At 63.3% G+C, this 22,735-nt stretch carries 26 protein-coding genes, 1 tRNA gene and 1 pseudogene; 11 read left to right on the forward strand and 17 right to left on the reverse strand.

The window, feature by feature from the left end; genetic code table 11:
• The first annotated feature begins 60 nt into the window (after positions 1–60).
• On the forward strand, positions 61–276 hold the full coding sequence (locus CJZ78_RS01805; protein ID WP_094559235.1) for a hypothetical protein: 216 nt from the start codon (positions 61–63) through the stop codon (positions 274–276).
• A gap of 48 nt (positions 277–324) precedes the next feature.
• The gene (gene glmM / locus CJZ78_RS01810) at positions 325–1,725 is read left to right on the forward strand and encodes a phosphoglucosamine mutase (protein ID WP_094559162.1); all 1,401 of its coding nucleotides are present in this window, start codon (positions 325–327) and stop codon (positions 1,723–1,725) included.
• Here glmM and CJZ78_RS01815 read toward each other — a convergent pair.
• The 4 genes from CJZ78_RS01815 to CJZ78_RS01830 are packed head-to-tail and all read right to left on the reverse strand — an operon-like array spanning position 1,722 to position 6,027.
• Complete coding sequence (locus CJZ78_RS01815) at positions 1,722–2,723, reverse strand: BadF/BadG/BcrA/BcrD ATPase family protein (RefSeq protein WP_094559163.1); 1,002 nt, start codon at positions 2,721–2,723, stop codon at positions 1,722–1,724. The genes glmM and CJZ78_RS01815 overlap by 4 nt on opposite strands.
• Entirely contained in the window at positions 2,716–4,038 is a 1,323-nt protein-coding gene (locus CJZ78_RS01820; protein ID WP_233128401.1) for an IctB family putative bicarbonate transporter, read from the reverse strand. Before CJZ78_RS01820 ends, CJZ78_RS01815 begins: the two co-directional genes overlap by 8 nt.
• 16 nt (positions 4,039–4,054) lie before the next feature.
• Positions 4,055–4,744 (reverse strand): tRNA (guanosine(46)-N7)-methyltransferase TrmB, encoded by a 690-nt coding sequence (gene trmB, locus CJZ78_RS01825; protein WP_094559236.1) that lies wholly within the window; start codon positions 4,742–4,744, stop codon positions 4,055–4,057.
• A gap of 2 nt (positions 4,745–4,746) precedes the next feature.
• Complete coding sequence (locus CJZ78_RS01830) at positions 4,747–6,027, reverse strand: FIST N-terminal domain-containing protein (protein WP_094559165.1); 1,281 nt, start codon at positions 6,025–6,027, stop codon at positions 4,747–4,749.
• A gap of 36 nt (positions 6,028–6,063) precedes the next feature.
• Between CJZ78_RS01830 and CJZ78_RS01835 the strand changes: the two genes are divergently transcribed.
• Entirely contained in the window at positions 6,064–6,717 is a 654-nt protein-coding gene (locus tag CJZ78_RS01835) for a DUF3177 family protein (RefSeq protein WP_369802004.1), read from the forward strand.
• 12 nt (positions 6,718–6,729) lie between these two features.
• Positions 6,730–7,038: a hypothetical protein gene (locus tag CJZ78_RS01840; protein WP_094559238.1), complete on the forward strand. Its 309-nt coding sequence runs from the start codon at positions 6,730–6,732 to the stop codon at positions 7,036–7,038.
• A gap of 4 nt (positions 7,039–7,042) precedes the next feature.
• Here CJZ78_RS01840 and CJZ78_RS01845 read toward each other — a convergent pair whose 3' ends face one another.
• From CJZ78_RS01845 to CJZ78_RS01855, 3 genes are read right to left on the reverse strand one after another with little or no spacing between them, the layout of a single operon-like run.
• Positions 7,043–7,570 (reverse strand): cupin domain-containing protein, encoded by a 528-nt coding sequence (locus CJZ78_RS01845; protein ID WP_094559166.1) that lies wholly within the window; start codon positions 7,568–7,570, stop codon positions 7,043–7,045.
• Positions 7,567–10,515 carry an isoleucine--tRNA ligase gene (gene ileS / locus CJZ78_RS01850; protein ID WP_094559239.1) on the reverse strand — a complete coding sequence of 983 codons (2,949 nt, stop codon included), beginning with the start codon at positions 10,513–10,515 and terminating at the stop codon, positions 7,567–7,569. The genes CJZ78_RS01845 and ileS overlap by 4 nt, the downstream gene beginning before the upstream one ends.
• A gap of 25 nt (positions 10,516–10,540) precedes the next feature.
• Positions 10,541–11,077: a Ycf66 family protein gene (locus CJZ78_RS01855; protein ID WP_094559167.1), complete on the reverse strand. Its 537-nt coding sequence runs from the start codon at positions 11,075–11,077 to the stop codon at positions 10,541–10,543.
• 80 nt (positions 11,078–11,157) lie between these two features.
• On the opposite strand from CJZ78_RS01855, the gene CJZ78_RS01860 reads away from it, so the two are divergent.
• Both CJZ78_RS01860 and crtR read left to right on the forward strand, forming a co-directional pair.
• A tRNA-Leu gene (locus tag CJZ78_RS01860) sits at positions 11,158–11,239 on the forward strand.
• 55 nt (positions 11,240–11,294) lie between these two features.
• On the forward strand, positions 11,295–12,320 hold the full coding sequence (gene crtR / locus CJZ78_RS01865) for a beta-carotene hydroxylase (protein WP_094559168.1): 1,026 nt from the start codon (positions 11,295–11,297) through the stop codon (positions 12,318–12,320).
• Positions 12,321–12,347: 27 nt separating this feature from the next.
• Here crtR and gatC read toward each other — a convergent pair whose 3' ends face one another.
• Positions 12,348–12,641 carry an Asp-tRNA(Asn)/Glu-tRNA(Gln) amidotransferase subunit GatC gene (gene gatC, locus CJZ78_RS01870; RefSeq protein ID WP_094559169.1) on the reverse strand — a complete coding sequence of 98 codons (294 nt, stop codon included), beginning with the start codon at positions 12,639–12,641 and terminating at the stop codon, positions 12,348–12,350.
• 33 nt (positions 12,642–12,674) lie between these two features.
• Positions 12,675–13,457 carry a creatininase family protein gene (locus CJZ78_RS01875; protein WP_094559240.1) on the reverse strand — a complete coding sequence of 261 codons (783 nt, stop codon included), beginning with the start codon at positions 13,455–13,457 and terminating at the stop codon, positions 12,675–12,677.
• A gap of 63 nt (positions 13,458–13,520) precedes the next feature.
• On the opposite strand from CJZ78_RS01875, the gene CJZ78_RS01880 reads away from it, so the two are divergent.
• Positions 13,521–13,817 carry a DUF6679 family protein gene (locus CJZ78_RS01880; RefSeq protein ID WP_094559170.1) on the forward strand — a complete coding sequence of 99 codons (297 nt, stop codon included), beginning with the start codon at positions 13,521–13,523 and terminating at the stop codon, positions 13,815–13,817.
• 10 nt (positions 13,818–13,827) lie between these two features.
• Here CJZ78_RS01880 and CJZ78_RS14155 read toward each other — a convergent pair whose 3' ends face one another.
• A complete protein-coding gene (locus CJZ78_RS14155; RefSeq protein ID WP_198953805.1) occupies positions 13,828–13,965 on the reverse strand; it encodes a hypothetical protein in 138 nt (45 codons plus the stop codon).
• On the opposite strand from CJZ78_RS14155, the pseudogene CJZ78_RS01885 reads away from it, so the two are divergent.
• Together CJZ78_RS01885 and CJZ78_RS01890 are read left to right on the forward strand one after the other, a co-directional pair.
• A pseudogene (locus tag CJZ78_RS01885) lies at positions 13,964–14,296 on the forward strand (DNA-3-methyladenine glycosylase); the annotation flags it as partial. The gene CJZ78_RS14155 and the pseudogene CJZ78_RS01885 sit on opposite strands and share 2 nt — an antisense overlap.
• Before the next feature lie 237 nt (positions 14,297–14,533).
• Positions 14,534–15,610 carry a site-specific integrase gene (locus CJZ78_RS01890; protein ID WP_198953806.1) on the forward strand — a complete coding sequence of 359 codons (1,077 nt, stop codon included), beginning with the start codon at positions 14,534–14,536 and terminating at the stop codon, positions 15,608–15,610.
• Positions 15,611–16,033: 423 nt separating this feature from the next.
• On the opposite strand, the gene CJZ78_RS14635 is transcribed toward CJZ78_RS01890, so the two are convergent.
• From CJZ78_RS14635 to CJZ78_RS13620, 5 genes are all read right to left on the reverse strand, one after another.
• Complete coding sequence (locus tag CJZ78_RS14635; protein ID WP_094559172.1) at positions 16,034–16,561, reverse strand: ISAs1 family transposase; 528 nt, start codon at positions 16,559–16,561, stop codon at positions 16,034–16,036.
• Complete coding sequence (locus CJZ78_RS14640) at positions 16,558–17,175, reverse strand: ISAs1 family transposase (RefSeq protein WP_094559173.1); 618 nt, start codon at positions 17,173–17,175, stop codon at positions 16,558–16,560. Before CJZ78_RS14640 ends, CJZ78_RS14635 begins: the two co-directional genes overlap by 4 nt.
• A 24-nt stretch (positions 17,176–17,199) precedes the next feature.
• Entirely contained in the window at positions 17,200–17,745 is a 546-nt protein-coding gene (locus CJZ78_RS13615) for a hypothetical protein (protein ID WP_143592821.1), read from the reverse strand.
• Positions 17,746–19,295: 1,550 nt separating this feature from the next.
• Positions 19,296–19,709 (reverse strand): DnaJ family molecular chaperone, encoded by a 414-nt coding sequence (locus tag CJZ78_RS01910; protein WP_158217016.1) that lies wholly within the window; start codon positions 19,707–19,709, stop codon positions 19,296–19,298.
• Between the two features lie 58 nt (positions 19,710–19,767).
• Positions 19,768–20,394, reverse strand: a complete 627-nt coding sequence (locus CJZ78_RS13620) for a hypothetical protein (RefSeq protein ID WP_143592822.1) — start codon at positions 20,392–20,394, stop codon at positions 19,768–19,770.
• Positions 20,395–20,752: 358 nt separating this feature from the next.
• Between CJZ78_RS13620 and CJZ78_RS01915 the strand changes: the two genes are divergently transcribed.
• Both CJZ78_RS01915 and CJZ78_RS01920 read left to right on the forward strand, forming a co-directional pair.
• Positions 20,753–21,388 carry a DNA-3-methyladenine glycosylase gene (locus CJZ78_RS01915; RefSeq protein WP_094559241.1) on the forward strand — a complete coding sequence of 212 codons (636 nt, stop codon included), beginning with the start codon at positions 20,753–20,755 and terminating at the stop codon, positions 21,386–21,388.
• The gene (locus tag CJZ78_RS01920; RefSeq protein WP_094559176.1) at positions 21,385–22,008 is read left to right on the forward strand and encodes a Uma2 family endonuclease; all 624 of its coding nucleotides are present in this window, start codon (positions 21,385–21,387) and stop codon (positions 22,006–22,008) included. Before CJZ78_RS01915 ends, CJZ78_RS01920 begins: the two co-directional genes overlap by 4 nt.
• Positions 22,009–22,031: 23 nt before the next feature.
• On the opposite strand, the gene CJZ78_RS01925 is transcribed toward CJZ78_RS01920, so the two are convergent.
• Positions 22,032–22,451, reverse strand: coding sequence for a type II toxin-antitoxin system VapC family toxin (locus CJZ78_RS01925; protein WP_158217017.1), 420 nt, complete (start codon positions 22,449–22,451; stop codon positions 22,032–22,034).
• A complete protein-coding gene (locus CJZ78_RS14780) occupies positions 22,448–22,690 on the reverse strand; it encodes an AbrB/MazE/SpoVT family DNA-binding domain-containing protein (RefSeq protein WP_094559177.1) in 243 nt (80 codons plus the stop codon). The genes CJZ78_RS01925 and CJZ78_RS14780 overlap by 4 nt, the downstream gene beginning before the upstream one ends.
• Positions 22,691–22,735: the final 45 nt, after the last annotated feature.

Consider the following 22,735-nt stretch of genomic DNA (forward strand, 5'->3'; position numbering starts at 1 on the left):
ACAGCGGCACGGCTTTTGCATTCTTCGGCATTCTGGGGAGGTTCGGATCCGGCCTTGCTGGTGCGCCTGCCCCCTCTGCCCCCCTATCTCTCCAGCCTGCCTGGCGCCGAGCAGCGGCTGCGGGCGTTGCGGGTGCTGGCGGCGGCCGGATTGGTGCTGTTGCTGCGCCCCTGGTGGTCGCTGATCTGGCTGCCGGGCTGGGTGGTGGGACTGCTGCTGCTGTGGGCCGTATGGGAGCTGCTGCGCTGGATCTGGTGGCCCCGGCGCTGGCGTTGAGGGCTCCCGCCAGTCCACGTAGCCTGAGCTCCTTCGCGGCACCTGCCCATGGCCGAGCTGGCTCCCCATCCCGTCGGCCATCCCCTGAGGGGTGGCGTGGCTGGCTTCGGCACCGATGGCATCCGCGGCCGCGTCGGCAGCCAGGTGAGTCCGGCGTTGGCGTTGCAGGTGGGCTTCTGGTGCGGTCAGGTGCTGCCCGCCGGCGCGCCGGTGCTGATCGGCATGGATTCCCGCAGCAGCGGGCCGATGCTGGTGGCGGCACTCACCGCGGGCCTCACGGCTGCGGGCCGGGAGGTGTGGACCCTTGGCCTCTGTCCCACGCCCGCGATTCCCGGTGCGATCAGGCGCCTGGGGGCGGCCGGCGGGCTGATGGTGTCGGCCAGCCACAACCCTCCTCACGACAACGGCATCAAGGTGTTTGGCGCTTCCGGCGCCAAGCTCAGCCGCGGCCAGCAGCGGGCGATCGAAGCGGGGCTGCAGGGTGTGGATGGGGGCCCCGGTGCTTCGGGTGGCTTCAGCGGCACCGGTGTCGTGCTGGATCGCCACGATCTGCTGGCCGACTACCAACGCGCCCTGCTGGCCAGCGTTAGGGGTCGCCGGCTGGAGGGGTGTCGGATTGTGCTCGACCTCTGCTGGGGTTCGGCGACGGCCTGCGGCGAGGCGGTGTTCCGCGCCCTCGGAGCTGAGCTCACGGTGCTGCACGGCCAACCCGATGGCGAGCGCATCAACGTGGGCTGCGGCAGCACCCACCTCGAGCCCCTGCGACAGGCGGTGATTGAAAAGGGCGCCGCGATGGGCTTTGCCTTTGACGGCGACGCCGACCGGATGCTGGCGGTGGACGGCCAGGGCCGGGTGGTGGATGGCGACCAGATCCTTTACCTGTGGGGATCGTCGTTGCTGGCGGAGGGGCAGCTGCCGGCCAATCGCATCGTTGCCACGGTGATGTCGAATCTCGGTTTTGAGAGGGCCTGGCAGGCCAAGGGCGGCGTGCTGGAGCGCACCGCCGTGGGTGATCAGTACGTGCACCAGGCGATGGAGCAGATGGGGGCGGGCCTGGGCGGTGAGCAGTCGGGCCACATCCTTTCGGCCCGTCACGGCATGAGCGGTGACGGTCTGCTCACGGCCCTGCAGGTGGCCACCCTGCTGCACCGCTCCGGCCAGAGCCTGGCCGACTGGATGGACAACAGTTTCCAGCCCTATCCCCAGACCCTGGTAAATGTGACGGTGCCCGATCGACAGCGGCGTCAGCAGTGGCAGCAGTGCGAGCCCCTGCGGCAGGCCGTGGAGGCCGCGGAGGCAGCCATGGAGGGCCGAGGCCGGGTGTTGGTGCGGGCCAGCGGCACCGAACCGCTGTTGCGGGTGATGGTGGAGGCGGCAGAGCAGCCGTTGGTGGATCACTGGGCCAGCCAGCTGGCCGCTGAAGCCGAACGGCATCTGAACGCGGCCTAATTTGCGGCCCCATCCGCGGCGGAGGATGCCAGGCAGTCGCGGGCCAGGGCGAGGGCGCCGCTGCAGGCATCTCCATCCGGCGTCAGCAGCTGGGCGCCGGGGCAGCGAAGTTCCAGGGCGGCGGCCAGCCGGGCGCGCAGCAGGGGCAGGTGCTCCAGGGCGCCACCCATGGGCCACACCGGCGGCGCCTCCAACTGCAGGCGTTGGCTGATGGTGATCACCATCTGGGCCAGGGCGAGCGCCGAGCGCTCCACCACCGCCGCGGCGGCCGCATCACCCTCGCTGGCGGCGGCCATCACCAGGGGGGCCAGGCGGGCGAAGCCCGCAGCGCCGAAGTTTGGTTCCACCACCTTGGCCTTGATCGCCTGGGCGGCGTGGGGATCGTCTGGGTGCACGTCCAGCCCGGCCCACAGCCGGGCGCGCAAGGGTGAGTCGGGCTGGCGGCCATCCGCCATCTCCAGGCTCAGGGCCAGCCCATCGCGGCCGATGTCCATGGCGGAGCCGGCCCCATCGAGCAGCCAGCCCCAGCCGCCGCAGCGGTGCTCCAGGCCGGCCGGGTTGCGCCCCACGGCGATCATGCCGGTGCCGCTGATCACCACGATGCCGCCCCGGTGACGGCCCATGGCGCCGCGCAGGGCCGTGCGCTCATCCCCGGTGACCACCACCCGCGGCAGGGGCAGCCCCAGGGCTTGGGCCGCCAGCTCGCGGGCGGCAGCTTGCACCGGAGCGCCCACCTCGATGCCGCTGGCCCCGATGGCGGCCGCCAGCAGGCGGGTGGGCGCTGGCGCTGTGCCAGCAGTTCCGAGCTGGCTGCAGGCCTGGGCCCAACTCTCCTGGAGGGCCGAACGCAACCGAGCGGGGCCTTCGGGAGCGGCCAGGTGACACACCCCGGGCCCCTGCCCTTCCGCCAGCACCGCAGCGCCGTCGGCGTCGCTCAGGCGACAGGTGGTGTGGGTCTGGCCGGCATCGAAGCCGGCGATCAACCGGAGTTCAGCCACGATCAGGAGTGGCTCCCGCCTCCGTAGCAGCCCCCGCCGCGAGGGTGGCCACGCAGAACCAACCGATCAGTTGGACCTCGGGCCGGAAAAAGATCGTGTCGGTGAGTCCTTGCACGCCAAGTCCGGCGATCACGGCGATCACGGCCAAGGCCGGCAGACTGAACACCCCATCGCCGCGCCACAGGCTGATGGCGCGGCGCAAGCTCGCCACCAGCAGGCCGATGCCCGCCAGCAGCCCCGGGATGCCGGCCTCGACCGCCAGCTCGAGAGGAATGGAGTAAGCGCTGAGGGCGTTGAACTTGGGTTGCTGAAAGAGCGGATAGATCTGGTTGAAGGCGTCGTTGCCAGGGCCGATCCCCAGCCAAGGGCGGGCCTGGATCATGTCCAGCGCCGCCAGCCACACATTGATGCGGAAGTTGTTGGAGCTGTCCTGCCGGCCTGCCACCAGGCTCATCACCCGCACCCGCAGCGGCTCCACCTGGGTCACCAGCACCACCAGCAGGGCCGCACCGCCAAGCAGCAGCAGCAGGGGAACCACCTTGCGCCACAGGGGAGGCCAGGCGCGGGTGCCGCGGATGGCGAGCAGCAACACGATCACAGCGGCTTCGGCCACCAGTCCCATCCAGGCGCCGCGGCTGTAGGTGAGCACCAGGGCCGCCACCCCGAGCACCAGGGCCGTGAGGGCAAACAGTTTGCGTGCCCCCCCAGGCCAGCGCAGCAGGGCCACCAGCGCCAGGGGCAGGATCGGCAGCAGGTATCCCGCCAGCAGGTTGGGGTTCTCCAGCGTGCTGTAGATCCGCACCGTGCCATCGGCCACGGAGTTGGGGTCGGCCCAGCGGGCCAGCTCGGCGGTGTCGCCGTAAAGCTGGCGGATGCCGATCACGCAGGTCACCAACTCTCCGGCCAGCAACGCCGCCACGATCCGGTCCCACCAGATGGATGCCGTTGCCAGCAGCTGGCGCATCAGGGCGTACACCCCGAGATAGCTCGCCAGCTTCAGCAGCCCCTTGGCGGCGGCCAGGGGCACCGGGGAGAAGCCCGTGGCCAGCAGGGCCAGGGCCAGGATCCCCAGGATCCAGCGATCGATCTCTCCCAGGGGCCCCGGGGGGGTGCGTAAAGCCAGCAGCAGCCACAGCAGGCCACTGGCCAGGATCAGCAGGCTTAGGCCGCTGCGGGTCACCAGCGGCAGGCCGGCCATCAGGGCACACAGCACCAGGCCGGCAATCAGGTGCAAATGCCGCCCGAGGGCCCTACTGGAAGCGCTTTGGAGCGTGCCCTGCCAGCGCAGCAGAACGGGGATGGTGGGGGCGCTCAAGGGGCGAAGGCTGCCGTCAGGCCGGATTATCGACCCCTTCCAGCAGATCCTCCAGGGTGTCGAGCGGTGGCAGGTTGTGGCTGTTGCGCCGGTAGAGCACTCGGTACACCGGCAGCCCCTGCGCCAGCACGTAGGTTTCGCGCTCGGTGGGCACCGGTAGGGGGTTGTCGGCCCGCCAGGGACGGCTGTCTTCGGGCGGGCGATCGAAGCCGCCAGTGGCCTCGATCAGCTGCACCATCGGCGTGATCACCGCCAGCACATCGCTCTGGATGAACAGCTCCCGCCCTGGGGCCAGGGCCTCGGCCAGGGCCAGCAGCAGGGCGGGCTGCAGCACCCGCCGTTTGTGGTGCTTCTTCTTGAACCAAGGATCCGGAAACTGGATCGAGACCCGCTCCAGCAGTCCGGTGGGCAGCGCCGCCAACCAGTCCTGCAGGCTGATGTTGGCGTTGCAGAAGAGGATGTGCAGGTTGGTCAGGCCCAAGGCCTGGCGCTCGACTTCAGCGGCATCCACCAGGGCCCGGCGGATCTCCACGCCGAGGTGGTTGCGGCCAGGCTGATGCTGGGCCAATGCCAATAGAAAGCGGCCGCGGGCGCAGCCGATGTCGAGGTGCAGGGGCTGATCCGGCGCACTGAACAGCTCCGCGGGCGCCGGTAGGCGCCGGGGCTGTTGGAAGAAGCGGCTGAGCGGATTGACGTGCTGGCGCACCATCAGCTGTCTCCGCGCTGCACCAGAAAGGCGAGGCTGGCGGTGTAGCCATGCAGGTGGGTGCTGCCGGCCACCGGCCCGATCTCGCCATTGCAGAACACCCCGGCGATCGGCACCTGGGCAAACGTCTCGCGGCAGAGGCTCACGTCGCCATCGGCTTCGCCGTAAAGCCCTGCGCCCCTGCCAAGACAGGCGAACAGCAGGGTGGCCAGGGGCTCTGGTTGGCGCGCTTGCTGCCGGCCGAGGAGCTGGCGCAGTTCTTGGCGTGAGGCGGCAGCATCGCGCAGCTGGAACTGCACCTGTTGACCCACCCGCATGCGTTCGGCCACGGCCACGGCCCCATTGCGAGGATCCACGCCGATCAGGTTGCGCACCAGGAAGGCCGTGGGACCGTCCGGTTCTGCGCGCTCGAGGCTGAAGCTGCTGCGGCCGACCCCCAGAAACAGGGAGTTCTTCACCAGCTCCCGCTCTCGGGGGTTGAGCTCGGTGAGGATCGCTTGCAGGGCGGCCACCGGGCTGCGGCGGGCCTGGCCCTGGCTCACTTCCAGCACCACATTGCGTTGGGCTTGTTCGACATCGAACACCGGGCCGATCGGGCGACAGCCCTGGGCCACGACCGGATCGAGCTGCCAGGCACCGCCGATCAGGCAGCCGACGGCTCCGCGCACGACCTGGTCGTTGAACAGCAGGGAGCCATGGGGGGCGCTGTGCTGGCCGGCAATGCCGCCGAGTTTGACCGCCTCCGGAGCGGCGTAATCCAGGCCGCTGATCAGATCGTTGATGCGGGAGCAGCTGGGATCCACCAGCAGCAGCATCGAGGGGCTGGACGCGGGGTTGGCTGGTTCCGGAACGCCCAGCAAGGCGCGCCAGGGGTCGGCTGGGCCATCCAGGTCGGGCAGGGTGTCGGTGTTGATGGCAAAGGGTTGGAGCTTGGCGCCAGGCAGGCGCAGCAGGGTGACGCTCAGGGCCGGCTTGTTTTCCAGTTCATGGGGGGCTCCGGAGGGGTCGGTGCCCACCACGCCACCACCCACGCAGCCCAGCCAGTGCTCGGCCCGCAGCTGCTCGCGCAGCAGGGGCAGCAGCCGCGGCAGATCACTGGCGTAGCTGGCCGCGGCAAACACCAGGGCCAGATCCGCTGGGCCTGCGCCGCGCAGCTGGCGGGCAATGCTCTCCACCGCAGCCTGCAGGGAGGTTTCGGTGGCCAGGGCGGTGCGGCACCAGGCCTGATCGGGCCGGCCTGCGAAGGGGCGGGAGAGCCAGCTGGGCAGTGAAAAGGCGGCCATGGGCTGGACCCTATCGTCCGCCGGGGGCCACGGATAATGGCGCCTTACCGAACCAGCCGCGTGCTCGCCGCCCTGCCCGAACCGTTGTACCGCTCGCTGGTGTGGCTCGATGTCCGCCTGGCCGTCCTGTTCAGCATCGCTTTGCCCCTGGTGCTCTTGATCTGGGCCACCGTGCGGCGCGAGGGCGCCCTGGTGCGGCTGCTGGGCATCTATTGGAAGGTGGCCAGCTTGCTGCTGCTTGCCACCCTGTTGCTCACCGACCGCCGGCCCCTGGGTTTTGTGCTGGCCGTGCTGGCCCAGCTGCTGGTGGTTGTGAGTGTGTGGTTTTGGCTGGATCTCAACGAGGAATTGGCCGATCTGCCGCCCTGGCGGCCCTTGCCCCTCACTCTGCGCATCTGGCGCTGGAGCCTGACGGTGTGGGGTCTGGCGGGGGCGGCCTTCAGTGCTACGGCCCTCCATTGCCTGGATGGCGCCGCCCTGGGCAAGGCCCAGTGCGCCATTTGGATCCAGCCCCCCCTGGGGCTGCACCGCCACGTGGAAGCCCTGTTTGATTTCGTCTTCGGCGGCGAGTGGACCCCGGCCGTGGCGGCGTTCATTGGCTACGTGGGCCTTGTGGCCTACGTGGTGGGCCTGCTGCAATGGCTGCTGGTCCGCCTACCCAAGCAGGGCCGCATCGCTGGAGAGTTCTGAGGGGTGGCGATCGTGGATTCGGCTCTGCTTGCCCAGTTGGAGCTGCTCAGTCGCGATCGCCCCGACCGGGTGCTCCGCTTGCGTGGCCAGTTGCAGGGCGCTGCTGAGGTGGCGGAAGCGTTTGAGCTGGTGATCTTTCGGGGCTTCTCGAGCAGCACCACCCATCCCACGGCCTACGACCCTGATCAGCCGTTGCTGCCTGATGGAGCCGTGATCGAGACGGCTGAACTGCTGCTGGGGCCCCTCAACCCCTCCGCTGAACAGCGGCTGGCTGGTCCGGCACCGGTGGATGGGTTTCTCGATCCCGCCAGCTGGCTCTGAAGGCTCACAGGCACCCCGCACAGAGGCGTTGCCAGTGCGGGCAGATCCGGCTCAGGGGCTCGGCATGGGCGGCCAGCTGGGCCTGGCTCGCCAGCTCGAAGTCGGCGAAGTCAAATCCGGGTGCCACGGTGCAGCTCACCAGGCTCCAGGCGCTGCCGGGCAGGGGTTCGGCTGCAAACCAGCTGCCCGCCGGCACCATGTGCTGGGGCTGCACTCCGGCCGACAGGTCGAGCCCCAGATGGGTGGAGCGCGCCTGGCCAGCCGGGCAGAGCTCATGGATCACCAGTCCGCCACCACCGTGGTGATGCCAGAGCTCGTCGGAGGCGATGCGATGCCAGCACGAGCGCTCGCCCGCTGCCAGCAGAAACAGGATCGCCGTGCTGGCTGCCCTGGGCCCCCGCGGGCTGTTCACCTGTTCGCTGGCCCGGTAGGTCTCGCGGTAGTGACCGCCTTCCGGGTGGGGCTGTAGCTGGAGCTGGGCGATCAGCTCTTCGGCACGGAACTCAGGGCCCGCTGCCGCAGGGCTGTTCATCCAGCCAGCACCGTCACGCAGCGGCCACAGAGGGTCGGGTGGGCGCTGTGGCTGCCGATGTCGGTTTCGTAGTGCCAGCAGCGCTCGCACTTCTGCCCTGCGGCTTTGGCGATCCGCACCCGCACGCCAGCGTCCTCGGCCTCTTGCAGAACAGCCTCCGGGGCTGCGCCACCAATGCGCAGGCCCGACACCAGCAGCCAGTCGGCCAGGTTGTCGACGGCGTGGTGGGGTGAGTGCTCCAGCCAGCCGAGCGCTTCCACCAGCACCTCGCTACCTGCGGTGAGCTCCATCTGCACCTGCGCTTCCAGCGAGGCGCCCAACTGGCCGCCGGCGCGGCAGCTCTCCAGCTGGCGGTTCACCAGGGCGCGGAGCTCCAGGATGGCGGCCATCGGAGCCTCCAGCTCAGGCTGGCGCCATTCCGCGGGCGCCGTCGGCCAGCCCCGCTCAAACACCGAGGCCTCGGCCACTGGGTAGGGGAGGTTCTGCCAGATGTCTTCGGCCATGTGACACAGCACCGGCGCGATCAGCCCTGCCAGGCGCTCCACCACCAGGCTCAGCACGGTCTGGCAGCTGCGGCGGCGGAACTCCGCGGCACCACTTACGTAGAGGCGGTCCTTGGCGATGTCGAGGTAGACGTTGGAGAGATCGACGACGCAGAAGTTCTGCAGCGCCTGGAAGAAGCGGTAAAACTCGTAGCGCTCGAAGTCTCCCGTCACGCTGTCGATCAGGGCAGCGGTGCGCTGCAGCATCCACTGATCCAGCAGCGGCAGCTCAGCGAGGGGCACGGCGTCGCCGCCTTCAGCTTGGGGGCGCGGGTCGAAGTCGTGCAGGTTGCCGAGCAGGTAGCGAGCCGTGTTGCGCACTTTGCGGTACACATCGGCCAGCTGCTTGACGATCCCCGGCCCCAGGGGCACATCGGCGGAGTAGTCCACCGAGCTCACCCACAGGCGCAGCACATCGGCGCCGTAGGCCGGATCCTGTTTCTCGTTCTTACCGCCCTCCACCAGCACCGCCGGATCCACCACGTTGCCCAGGGATTTGCTCATCTTGCGGCCCTTCTCATCGAGGGTGAAGCCGTGGGTGAGCACCCGCTTGTAGGGGGCATGGCCGTTGACGGCCACCGAGGTGAGCAGGCTGCTCTGAAACCAGCCGCGGTGCTGATCGCTGCCCTCGAGATACAGATCGGCGGGGTAGTGCAGGCCCCGCTCCTGGAGCACGCCGGCCCAGGAGGAGCCGGAGTCAAACCACACGTCCATGGTGTCGGTGCCCTTGCGCCATTGGCCGGCTTCGGCGGCGTAGGCCCCCGGCAGCAGGCCGGACTCATCGCGCTGCCACCAGACGTCGGCGCCGTGCTCGGCGATCAACCCCTGGATGTGGCGCAGGGTGGCTTCGTTGAGCAGCACCTCGCCGCTGTCGCGGTGATAAAAAACAGGGATCGGCACGCCCCAGGTGCGCTGGCGGCTGATGCACCAGTCGCCCCGCTCGCTCACCATGGCCTCGATGCGGTTGCGGCCGCTGGCCGGCAGCCACTCCACCGCCGCGATCGCCTCGAGGGCGGCGGCGCGGAAGCCTTCCACCGAGGCAAACCACTGCTCGGTGGCGCGGAAGATCGTGGGCTTCTTGGTGCGCCAGTCGTAGGGGTAGCGGTGCGCGTAGCGCTCCTGCTTGAGCAGCAGGCCGGTGGCCTCCAGGGCCGCGATGATCGTGGGGTTGGCGTCCTTCAGCACGTTGGTGCCGGCGAAGGGGCCGGCTTCGGCGGTTAGAGTGCCGGCCTCATCCACCGGGCAGAGCACCGGTAGACCCGCCTTTTTGCCGGTGTTGAAGTCGTCGACGCCGTGGCCCGGGGCCGTGTGCACCAGGCCCGTGCCTGCTTCGGTGGTGATGTAGTCGCCGCCGATCAGCACCGGGCTGGAGCGCTCCAGCAGCGGATGGCGGTAGACGATGCCTTCCAGAGCGGCGCCCTTCACGGTCAGCAGCGGCGTGAGCGTGAGCCCCAGGCTGGTTTCCAGGCCCTCGCGTAGCTCGGCAGCCACCACCAGGTGGCTGGCGGCAGGGGCGGCACCCTCACCGCGCGGGGCCACGGCGCAGATGGCGTAGTCGAGCCGCCCATTCACCGACACCGCCAGGTTGGCGGGCAGAGTCCAGGGGGTGGTGGTCCAGATCGCTACGGCCAGGCCGCCAGCGCCCGTGGCGGCTTCGGCCGGCAGGCCGCTGGCACTGAGCTGGGCCGCCAGGCCTTCAGGCAGCTCCACCACCGGGAAGGCCGCATACACGCTCGGAGAGGTGTGGCCGTCGGGATATTCGAGCTCGGCTTCGGCCAGGGCGGTGCGGGAGCTGGGGCTCCAGTGCACCGGCTTGAGGCCCCGGTAGATGTGGCCGGCCAGCACCATCGCGCCGAACACGCCGATCTGGGCAGCCTCGTAGTTCTTCTGCAGGGTGAGGTAGGGCTGATCCCAGTCGGCCCAGATCCCCCAGCGCCGGAAGCCGGCCTTCTGGCCCTCCACTTGTTCCAGGGCGTAGGCGTGGGCCTTCTGGCGCAGGCTCACGGGGGTGAGCTCGGCCCGCTCGCTGCTGCTCAGCCCTTGCAGCACCTTGAGTTCAATCGGCAGGCCGTGGCAGTCCCAGCCCGGCACGAACCGCGCTTTCTTGCCCTGAAGCAGGGCGGTTTTGTTGATGATGTCCTTGAGGATCTTGTTGAGCGCATGGCCCACGTGCAGGGCCCCGTTGGCGTAGGGCGGCCCGTCGTGCAGGGTGAAGGCCTCGCCCGCGTTCTCCTGGCTGAGCCGCGCGTAGATCTGCCGCTCGGCCCAGAACGCCTGGATCTCGGGCTCGCGCACCTTGGCGTTCGCCCGCATGGCGAAGGGCGTCTGGAGCAGGTTGAGGGTGTCCTTGTAGGAGATCTGCCCCGCTGCGGCGGTGCTATCGGGGGCAGAGCTGGCGGTCACGTCGCCACAGGGCAGCAAGGGCCGATTATCCCGCTTGGCTGCTGGCCGCCTCCGGCTCTGCTGGTTCAGCCTCGATCAGGGCATCGATCTCGGCAAAAGAGCTCACCACCACGGTGCCTGCCGGCTCGGGTTCCTCGGGGCGTACCCAGCGTTTGCCGCTGGTTTTCGGTTGGCGGCGCTCCGCGAACCACTGCCCCAGCCCGGTGCTGCTCGCGCCCACCTGGGCGATCAGATGGGTCACGGTCGCTCCCGCCTGCTGCAGGCTCGTCTGCCAGCGCTCCTTCGACCAGAGCCGCTGCTGTTCCTCCTGGCTGAGCTGCCGCCAGCGCCCCTGGGACACCTCCGCCGCTAGACGGCCGATCAGCAGCCCCCCGCAGAGCACGCCCAGCATTGGTGCTCCGGTGAGCCGATCGGCACTGGTCACCAATATCAGGCCCAGCAGGAGCACCACGGCACCCCAGACCGAGTCCCGCGGCCGGCTCAATTCGGTGGCCAACAGCGGCAGCAGCAGGATGGCGAGGCCGAGCAGCAGTGCCAGGAGTCCGCCCAGGGTGGCGAGCATGGCCGGATCAGAAGGATTCCACCATTCTGGGTGGCCTCCTGGGTGTGCGCTTCTCGCTCCTGTCCCTACAGTCCCGGTTCGCCCACCTGGCGGAATTGGTAGACGCGCTGGTTTTAGGTACCAGTGGCCTTGGTCGTGGGGGTTCAAGTCCCCCGGTGGGCATCAACATTTTCTTAAGTTGCCGGGAGCCAACCCTTTGGGACCTGTTTCAACCGCGATGACACAGGTTTTGGTAGCGACCCCCACGACCGTCGCCCCTGTCGGGGCTAAGCCGACACCGTCGAGCTTGGTGCCGCGCGAGTTTCTCGATCCCCCGGCCCCCTGGAATCCCACGGTGGGCCTGTTCCTGGCCGGCTATGGCCTGGCAGCCCTCACGATCTGGGGCTGGTTTGCGGGGGGCTGGCCCCTGCCCATGTTGCTGGCCACCGGATTTCTGGCCTTGCACCTGGAGGGCACCGTCATCCATGACGCCTGCCACAACGCTGCTCACCCCAACCGCTTCTGGAACGCGGTGATGGGCCATGGCGCCGCCCTGCTGCTCGGCTTCAGCTTTCCGGTGTTCACGCGGGTGCACCTGCAACACCACGCCCATGTCAACGACCCCAAGAACGACCCGGATCACATCGTCAGCACCTTCGGGCCGTTGTGGTTGATCGCACCGCGCTTCTTTTATCACGAGCTGTTCTTTTTCCGCCGGCGTTTATGGCGCCGCTATGAACTGCTCGAGTGGGGGATGGCCCGGGGCATTTTTGCGGCGATTGTGATTGCGGCCGCGAAATATAATTTTCTCGATTTTGTGTTCAATTGCTGGTTTGCACCGGCTCTGATGGTGGGAGTCACCCTCGGCCTGTTCTTCGACTACCTGCCCCACCGCCCCTTCCAGTCGCGCAACCGCTGGCACAACTCACGTGTTTATCCAGGGCGGCTGATGAATTGGCTGATTATGGGGCAGAACTACCACCTGATCCACCACCTCTGGCCATCGATTCCCTGGTTTGAATATCGGCCTGCCTATCACGCCACCAAACCGATTCTGGATGCCAAAGGCTCACCTCAGCGTCTTGGAGTGTTTGAAAGCAAAAGCGATGGGTTCAATTTCCTTTATGACATCTTCTTGGGGGTGCGCAGTCACCGCAAGAAGCGCAGCAGGCTGCGTCCCATTGCTGCCCTGATGCCCACCCGGCATGCGCGCCGGCGCGTGCTGGAGCTGCTGCACCGCACGGCCGTTTCCCCTAAGCGCTAGGAGCTCGTCCGTTAGTCGACCCGAATTTTAGTCGGCCAGAATTTTTGGCACGCGAATGAAGTTGCCTTCCCGCTGGGGGGCTTCGTCGAGAAGCTCTTCCCGCACGCTGGTGGGCGTCACGATGTCCTCGCGGGTCACGTTCACCACTTCCACGGCACGGGTGGTGGGAGGCACGCCTTCGGTGTCCACCGTTTCCAGGTGGGCTACATAGTCGAGGATGCGCTCCAGCTGCCCGGTGTAGGTGGCGATCTTCTCCTCCGGCAGGGCGAGGCGGGCCAGTTGGGCCACCTTGCGCACGTCGTCGGCAGTGATCTTGCTCATGGGGGCTGAACTCTCTGGCCTCGAAGCTAGCGCTCAAGCCAGAAAGGCTTCCAGGTCGGCGGCCAGGGCCGTGGCAGCCAGATCCAGGAAGCGCTCACCGTGGCTGGGCTGGGCCAGATAGGGGTTGGAGCCCATGCGGCCGTCAGGGTGGCGGCGGCGGAAATCCTCGGGCCCGTGGATGGGCCCGGCGGGGGCCGGTTCCGGCAGGGGGCGCTGCTTGGTTTGCAGGCTGGGCTCCAGGTGCAGGGTGAGGGCGATCTCGCTGGGGGTGGCATGGTGGCCCTCCTGGTCGCCATAGAGGCTGCGGGCCTCCTGCATCACCGGCCCAGCCATGAACCAATTGGCCAGCTTGCAGCGCAGCTGTGGGGCATTCGGCAGCCCGCGACTGGCGGCGGTGGCATAGGCCTGGGCGAAGGCGGCCTTGCTGGTGGCGATGTTGCCGCCGTGGCCGTTGATCACGTAGATCCGCTCGAAACCGTGGCGCGCCAGCGACAGCACCACGTCGTGCAGCACCGCCAGCAGGGTGGAGGGCTGCAGGCTCACCGTGCCGGCAAAGCCGAGGTGGTGCTCGGCCATGCCGAAGGCCTGGGCCGGCGTCACCAGCACGCCGGTGCGGCGGCCCACCTCCAGGGCCACCGCTTCGGCGGTGAGCGCGTCGGTGCCGATGGCGCCGGTGGGGCCGTGCTGCTCGGTGGAGCCCAGGGGCACGATCACGCCCTTGCAGTGCTCCAGATAGGCCTCCACTTCGGGCCAGCTGCGCAGTTGCAGCCGGATGGCTTCGGTGGGGCTGGCAGCCCGAGGGGCGGATTGGGTCATGGTGAACAGCAACGGGCCCGGGCGGGCTGCCTAGGATTTCGATGCCAGCAGTGCCCAGGGCCCATGCTGCACCGCAAGCTCTACCAGTTTTGTGCCGAACAGCGCCCGGTGTGGGTGTTCCTGCGGGACCAGCAGCGCTGGATCGAGGAGGCCACCGTGGTGGAGATCGAGGGAGATCTCGTCACCCTGCGCTACGACGCCGAGGACGACGACGAAACCCACAGCTGGGAGGAGAGCGTGCGTCTCGACTCGATCGGTGCCGTCAGCACCCGCCTGGCCTATGTGTGCCGCAGCGGCAGCCCCGATGACGTGATCACCTCCGAAGACTGCCCCGAAGCCGAGCGGCTCAGCAACCCCTAAAAAGGCTGGATCAGTGGGCGGTGCCGTTGCCGTCGTAGTTGTCGGTGTCGTAGTAGCCGCCCTTGGTGCCGAAGAACAGGGTGGCCAGCACAAAAAAGCCGCTGCCGAAGATCAGCACGGTGGCGAGGGTAAAGCCGGTGGAGTTCATGGCAGCCCGCAGGCCTGATGCATCAAGGCCCAGTCTGCTGGCTGCCGCGGCTGCTGGCGAGCAGCGCCCCGATCTTGTGGGGAATCCGTTGCCGAAGGCGTTCTTCGCCCGCCCCGCTGAGGTGGTTGCCCCCGAGCTGATCGGCTGCCTGCTGGTGAAACGCCAACCCACTGGGGAGCTGCTCTGGGGCGTGATTGTGGAAACGGAGGCGTATTGCCAATCCGAGCCCGCCTGTCACGGGCACCGCCGCCGCACCCCCAGCAACGAAACCCTGTTTGGGGAGCCAGGGCGGTTTTATGTCTATGTGAGTTATGGCATTCACCACTGCGTGAAGGCGGCCTGAGTATTTCTGCCCACTGTCTTGGCCTGGATTTTCATGGTCTCGGCAGGGTCAAAAGCCAATGCCCAAGCCGCTTCCCAAGGATTTCCCAGATTTTCCCTCCCAGGTGATGCCCAGGGCTACATAGGGCTACGAAACGGGTTGAGGGGCTTGGCCGCGGCGATGGGTCGGCCATAAGCCAGAGGTCAGAAGAGGCGTTGAGCGCCCAACGACCTGAGGCAACTACCCATGAGGAAAGCACCATCGCTGAGAAGCAACAACGGGGCACTGCAGGTCCGTGTGCGCCTTGATGGGCGGGATGTCTTCATCAACCGTCTGGGTCGCTGGGAAGACCCTGTGGCAGTGGCGAGGGCACAGGCCATCAGTGCCCAGATATGGAGCGACTACCAAGAGGGGACGTTTGACCGCTCCCTGCTGCGCTACACGCCACTGGTGAAGGGTCAGCAGGTAGGACTGCTGGATGCGATGCAGGCACTGGCAGACAGCACCCATAACGCCCGCTGCATCCATGCCCTGAGGGTCGTGCAGGGTTACGGGAAACCGCTGAGAAACCGCAGTGACGTTGAGGACTTTGTGCGGTGGATGCAGGCCAAGCCTCTTGCCAACCGCACCATCGCTGGGATTTTGCAGGTGTGCCGCAATGCCAACCCCAGCAACCGCCAACTCTTTACCTACCGCCTGACCCTCAAGCAGCGGTCTGTGCAGAGCGATGTGCTGAGCATTGAGGAAATCGGCATGGTGCTCAGGGACATGAAGGAGCAGGAGAGCTGGTTTTACCCGCTGTTTCTGCTCTGGTTGAGCACGGGACTACGGAATGCCGAGATTCGGGGACTGACCTGGGACTGCATCCGCTGGACCGACAAGGAGCTGCTGGTCTGTAAGTCGCTGAGAAGGGATGGTTATTCCAGCGGGAAGGTGGTCTGGGCGACGACCAAGACAGGCAAGGAGCGTGTCGTGCCCCTGAGCGATGCGGTGATGGAGACCCTGCTGGAGCACCAGTGCCAGATGCAGGAGCAGGGCCTGTATCAGCGAGAGGGGCTGGTTTTCCTATCGCCTGACACCTACACCAATGTGTATGACCATCTGTTGGGTCGGGTGTGGCATCGGTCCTTGAAGCGGTGCGACCTGAAACCACGACGCCTCTATGCCCAGCGCCACAGTTTTCTGTCCCATGCGCTGGCGATGGGTAACTCACCAGCAGACCTGGCACAGATTGCTGGCCATTCCACCGAGATGCTGCTGAAGACCTATGCCAAGCCAACAGGCCGCATTAAGTTGCCGTCATGGCCTGAAATTGCAAATTGAAAAAGGATGCTTATTCCTAATCTATAAAAGTGGGTGCATCCTATCTCAATGCCTCATCATCAAATCACTGGCCAGGGTCTCAGTCCTGTAGGTAGGGAGCAGCAGGGTCCCTCTGTCTGCGTTGCTGATGCTGCTTGACCTTGTGTGCCAGTCGTGCAGAGCACCCTGCCTGCTGCTGAGGGGTCAGGCGAGGCAGTTTGGTGATGGCTGGTTTCGGTGGTCCTGAAATCATTTGATTCTGTTTGCTTTCAGCACCATCTCCAGCACTGCTGCAACCAGTTTTCTCGATTCCACTACCTGATTCCACCACCTCTTCACCAGACACCCCTGTGACCTTCCCAGAGACCCTCTGAGCAGCATTGGAGAGTGTGGGTGCATTGGTGCCCTTCCCCGTCAGACCCAACCCAGGGCTGATTCAAAGTTTCAGCAGGGTTTCGCTTCCGGCCGGCGCATCGCCATCGCCAGCAGTGCCGTGATGTCGTGCATCACCGCCTGCAAGCCAGCCCGGATTGACCGGAACCCAGCCAGGCGCAACAGGTTCAAGGCGGCGGTGCGCAACGTGGCCATGACGCCGGCGCCATTCCCCCGGTAGCGGTGGGCGTCCTCGTGGAGCTGGGTGTCGCGAATCCAGTGCCAGCCCTCAATGCTCCAGCGGTCGCGCACCAGTTGCAGCAGTGTTTCTGGGGTGGTGCGCAGGCTGGTGATAAATAGGTGGGTGGCTTGAAACGGCTTGCCGTCGCGGGTGCCGACCGCAAACACCTCCACGATCCAGCTGGTGCCGATCCATGCCTCGCGGATGTGTTCCGGTGCCTGCTTGGCGCGCAGCGTCCAGGTGATGTCGCGGCCGTGGCCAGCCTCATGAGCCCCTGCTACAAAAGGGATCTTGCGCTTGCCCTGGAACTGGCTGTGGATCTGACGGTGGAGGTTTTTCTGGTTCGCCTTGACCGTCAGGAGGAAGTCGGCCCCCTGCTCCTGGAGCTGCCGAAAAACGGGCGCTGGGTATGGAGCGCGTCCGCCTGGATCAGCACGCCCTCGAGATCCAGCTCGCCGAGCAGTTGGCGCAGCACCGCCCGCTCGTGGTTTTCGCCGGTGGCGTAGCAGGCCTGGCTGATCGCCACACCCAAGGTGGCCGAATACAGCGTGACCTGGGCAATGAACGCCGAGCCGCCACCGGCGGTGGGCTTTATGGAGCCTCGGAGCGTCTTGCCGTCACACACCAGCTGATCGAGATCGCCTGCCCCGCCTGGGATCTGGGCGATTGTCCAGTCACGGATCGCAGCGCACAGCGCCGTCACGTCCACCTGGTGAAAGAAGTAGCGGAACGAGGAATCTGATGGCGGACGCCTGAGCTCAATCCCCAGCGCCTTGGTAAGAACGGTGTGGTGGCGTATGGCGAATCGCTCCAGATCCCGCAGGCTCTGGCAGCCGCTCAGGATTCCGAGCACGGCCACCAGCAGCAGATACCAAGACGGGAAACGCACCCCACGTCGCATCCGGGCATCTGGAATCGACCTCAGGTAGCTGATCAGGTCGAGATCGGTTGCGGCAGAGGCGCTGTCGGGCACAAGGAGGAGGCGTTTCCACCGACCTCAACCCATGCTGACAGAAGCGCCAAGGGCGGCTGTGACACACTTTGAATCAGCCCTGAGACCCAACCCATCACGCTCTGCCACATACTCCAAGAAGAGCGATGGAAAGTGGTCTTCTAAGAAGGTGTGAAACTGCTTGCCAGTCCCACAGCGATGACACTTGAAGTTGAGTGCATTGCCATTGCTGTAGAAGTATCCTTTGCAACGACCTGAAGTCATTGCTCGACCTTTGTGGTCTTTGCTTCCCAGTTGGCAATAAGGGCACTGGAAACGGTAGGCATTGAGTTGCCTGCTGAAGTGCGGTAGCAAGCCGCTAATTTGATTCAAATACTTGTCTTCTATGCTTGAAATACTGAGATTTAATGTCATGGCGATATCGGCTTTCTTTCTTTGGTGATTATAGCATAGAATTTCTGATGTGTAAATCCTCAAATGCATAAATAACCTTGTATAAGGTTGAAGAAGATATTGGCTATTGATTCCCAAGGGGGTCTTGACATAAACGCTAAAAAGCATTATAATAAACCTTGTAGTTGCTTCAATCAAGTATCTATTGATTCTTCTGGTTGATTCCATTAAGATGCTCCATGAGGGAATCATTAAAGTCCCCTAAAGAAGCATCATCTAACTCCTCAAGTATTTATCTTGAGTCAATATGGTGTTTATCCATTAAAACTCAAAAGAAGACCCAAATAAATATCAATCCGCTATTCATCTAAGACCGTATTGACTCAGGGGCCAGATTCCTCCTGAATCAATTCATGATAAATAGTTAAAAATTAAATCAAGAAATCACCAGAAAATATGTATTGCAGAAGCAAGGTCCAGCAAATCAGTTTTAAGTGTAGAGAATATCCACTATTGATGTCACAGCAGAAAAAGTTGATGGAATTCTACGGAATGGACATGAGTGGTCTCTACAAGCACCTTCTTAGAGAAAAGCACTCTCAACTGTTTTCTGCTTCAGTCGCTCCATGAAAACCTACCGCATTCAGTTAGACCCAGTGGAGGTTGCGATGCTCCAGGAGGTGCAGAAGGTTAATCGTGACTATAGGGACTTGCAAGTATTGGTCTCAAGTCAAATTCGTCTGGAATATGCAAAGATGCCTAAGAGTAGGCAGCAAGTAGCGCATTGAATCGACACAACACACCATCCCCTGGCATCAGATTCTCGTCATGTCTAGAGCGATTGCCTGTTGACAATGTGGGAAGCGGGTGCTAAAATAAACACATGAAAGACAGGCCTAATATTTCACTTGAAATTCCAGAATGTCCTTCATTAGCATCTAATGCTACGGCGCAAGCCAATACATCTTTGCCTCAAGGGGCGTATTTATTATTTGGAGAATACTATGACAAACGCTATTAATAACAATCTCTGGGAGGTTGAGGTCTTTTATGTCCTTCCTGCCGAAGACGAGGAGTTTGGGATTGCTTGGGAGGAGCATGTAGAAAAATGCTCGGTTTTGCTTCCTGCCCATATCGTAGATAATGACGAGGCACTCAAATACATCCAGAAATCGTCGGATTGGGTGGTCAATCTTGTGTCCGCAACTCCCGTCGCAGTTGAGTCAAATCAATAAGGAGGTAAAAGGATTCCTCGCGGAAGCAGTAAGCACACTTCGTCCACATACCATCAATGGTCGGGTGACTACGATTAATAACCGTGGTCACCTTAAAATCAAGTGTGAATTCCCATCAGGCACTCGCGCATTCGTAATGGGCACAACCCCAAGTGACTATCGATGGAAGCATCAAGCCCTTTCGGCGTTGAAGCGTTTTATCTGCACAGCAATCCTTGAAAACTAATCCTTGCAGTCACCTCTATGGTCTTGCGCCTATCTCCTTAGTTGGGGATGGGCGCTTTTTTAATGGAGTTGCTTGCATGATGCTTGGTTGCTCCACCCTTGCAGAGACCTCCAGGAGTCCCGATGAAGACCCACCGAATCCAACTGACAGCCGAAGAGCAGAAGAAACTGGAGCAGGTCCTCAGGCGCCTCAGGCAGCATGATGTGCAGTGGTATTTTTTGGCGCTCCTGCAGAAGCAGTGGCTGAAGTCGTGCCAGGTAAACTCTAATTTTGACATCTATCGCCATTTAAAACTTGCTTCTTAATGTGTGGTATGCGGCATTGATTATTTTGGCCCTTCTAGTGGCCTCATCTTGGATTTCCTTGCTGCACTTTGCAAACAAGTCAGGATGATAAATGCCGATTAACTGCCTGTAAGCTGTCTTGACATTTGAAAGGGATAAATCAGATGATTTATTCTTAATTCCAAGCACTTTATAGGGGTCCCTTGTAGTAAATCTGCTTGGTGGGTGAGGAAAGCGTATTTCTTCTTTTCCTTTCTCTCCTTGCTGCTGACGAGGTGCTCCCAGCAGCAGGCTGGCTTGATATTTGGAAGCTTTTGGCTTTAATGCTAAATCCCAATCTCCACGCAGTATGCTATACAGGTCAACAGTTTTAGAGATTATCTCTAGCAAAAGAATGCCAGCAAAGCCGCCTGCCATTAACGCAAAAACTATTAACATTGGCTTGCCAAGCCTCTATATGTATCCAGGATAAATCTTAGCCTTTAAAAGACAGCCATTTCTTCATGCTGCCAAATTCATCATTTCGTGCTAACTTGACAACTATCCATGCGAGGCCTGCGTAAGCAACAGACATTGCAGCTATTGACTTAGCCCACATGTAGTCACGCTCGAATTCTGAGCGAGCATTTTGCGTATTGGGCGAAAGCATTCCGAAAATTCCAACTACCAGGCCGATGACGGATACAACTGAAAAGCATCTTGCATAACAGGTTGCAAGGAAACCCCAGTAACCGCTTGGATTAGCGTGTCGAGCAGCTTTAAAACTGCACCCAAGCATGTAGACTAGAGATATAAAGTATACAACAGCAGACGTTGTATTAAGAGGGCCTTCGGGGACCGCAAGCATGTATAAAATAAACATTGCGACTAACGCAGGTATGCCTGCCATGATTGGTGAGAATATTGTCATCAGCGCGTCTGTCTTGTCTATGAAGAGCGTTACCCGCTGCTTGCTGTGTAAGATTGCTACGACGACAAATCCAATGATTCCAAAAATCCACGACCGAGTTGAGAAATACTCTGAGAGTATCTCAACAACAGGATTTGCTGCGGATGTGCTTGTAGTTGCACTGGTCGCTAGCAGATAAAACGATTCGAGCATTGGGAATGAAGTAGAAAGTGTGTGGAGAGGATTTTCGAGTTTAGTGGCGTAATGCTTTTGGCAGGTAAAAACTGTGAAGTCAACGCATGGGTGATTTGCTTGCCGCCTGTTTTGCGAAAGGTCTATCCATTGTAAGGAGTGCATGTCCCTGCGCCAGCACAAACGCTTGATGCTGGGATAGCAATTATCATCAGGGTGGCGACTGGGAAAAGCAGGTTTGCGAGTAATTTCATCTGGTTAGTGCAACAATATTTCATAGCTTACTTTTCAGCCTTTGTCAAGTGTTGCTCTATGCACTTCCTGCATATTCCAGCTGCCTCCCAATAGCCTCCGCCCATCCCCCACTCAAGCCACTCCCATAGCCACAAAGACCGCTCAAGGCCTCCCAGCCCTCCCCCAAGCCTTCTTCGCCCGCCCCGCCGAGCAGGTTGCCCCCGACCTCATCGGCTGCTTGCTGGTGAAGCGCCAAGCCTCAGGCGAGCTGCTGTGGGGCGTGATTGTGGAAGCGGAGGCGTATTGCCAGAGCGAGCCCGCCTCTCACGTGCATCGCCGCCGCAGCCCCAGCAACGAAACGCTGTTTGGGGAGCCAGGGCGGTTTTATGTCTATGTGAGTTATGGCATTCACCACTGCGTGAATGTGGTGACGCACCGGCCCGATTGGGCGGATGGCGTGTTGCTGCGTGCCGTGGCCCTTCCTGGCGAGCCCGACCGGGTGGCGGCAGGTCCGGCGATGTTGGCGCGTTGGTTTGGCATCGATCGTTCCCATGACGCCCAACCGGTGCATCCCGATCAGGGGTTGTGGATCGCCCCGCGGCCGCCCGAGCTGGTTGGATTGGGCGATGCCGACCTGATGCAGACCAGTCGCATCGGCATCAGCCAGGGCCAGGACATTCCATGGCGCTGGTATTGGCGGGCCAGCCGCAGCGTCAGCAGGCGGGCCAAGGGGGATCGGCAGCCCCCCTACGATGAATTGGTCTTCTTGCTGGGGCTATGACCATTGCTCCTCCAGCACCAGGGGCTGATGCTCTGGCGCCCCTGCAGCTGCCTTCTGATCTATGCCTCAGCCCGGAGCAATTCGCTGCCGTCTGTGCCGCCAATCCAGAGGCGGTACTCGAGCTCGATGCTGCTGGGAACCTGATCCACATGACTCCAACCGGCGGGGAAACCGGCGCCCGTAACAGTCGCCTGTTGATGCGCTTTCTGGCCTGGGCCGATCAGCTCGGCGGCTGGCAGGTCTTTGACAGTTCCACCGGCTTTCGTCTGCCTGACGGCGCGGTGCTCAGCCCCGATGCCTCCCTAGTTCGTCTGGAGCGCTGGCAGGTCCTCACCCCTCAGCAGCGACGAAGCTTTCCACCCCTTTGTCCAGATGTGGTGGTGGAACTCGCCTGCCCCAGTGATCAAGGCCCCCGCGCTGTTGCCGCCCTGCGCCAGAAGATGGCGGCTTACCAGGCCAACGGGGCCCAGCTGGGCTGGTTGCTGATCCCTGAGGAGCGGGCTGTGGAGGTCTGGCCGGTGGCAGGTGAGCCGTACCGCATTGAGGCTGCCACCCAGCTGGATGGCGGCCAGCTTCTGCCGGGGTTGCGGATCGAACTGCAGGACATCTGGCAGGTGTGATCCAGGGCTCGTGCCCGGGAGCATCAGCTGGGAGTGATCACCCGCGGTTGCAGATTCAGTGCGCGTGCAGGCTTGGCGAAGCTGCGCTGATCGAAGGAGGCGATGGCCGTGCAGGCGCGGCAACTGGCATGGTGCAGCGCATCGGCGAAATCAAGTCCGGCACGTAGCCCTGCCAAGGCCTGTTCGATTGCGGCGCGGTCTTCAATCTGGAGGCTTGGCAGGTTCAGCAGTGCGTCAAAGACAAGCCCAACCTGATCTCGGCTGAATCGGTAATACCCCCGCAGCACCCACTCCAGTTCCAGAGCCACGGTTTTGGGTACATACAGGCCTTGGCCCGATTCGAGCAAGGTGCGTGCGGCTTCCCGCTGCTTGACGGTGGCGTCATCGGCGCCGGCTTCGTCGATGAAGTAGCGGGCCAGCACATTGGTGTCTAGGCCGATCACGGCTGCAACAACGTGGCCGGATCGAATTCGCTTGGCACCGGTGGGATGGTCGTTTTCAGCAGGCCAAAGCCGCTGTGTGTTGGGCTGCTTGCCGGTCGCGCCGGTCTGATCTCCAGGTGATCGCCCACCAACTCAAAACAAACACGGCTGCCCCTGTGCAAGCCCAGCTGCTGCCGCATCATCTGAGGAATCGTCACCTGCCCTTTGCTGGTCACGGCGCAACCGCTGGATTCAGCCATGGCGGGGCCTTGCTTTGGGAGAGGTATTACTTGGTAAGAATAGGT

It is taken from the genome of Synechococcus sp. 8F6 (genome assembly GCF_002252665.1).
GTDB lineage: Bacteria > Cyanobacteriota > Cyanobacteriia > PCC-6307 > Cyanobiaceae > Cyanobium_A.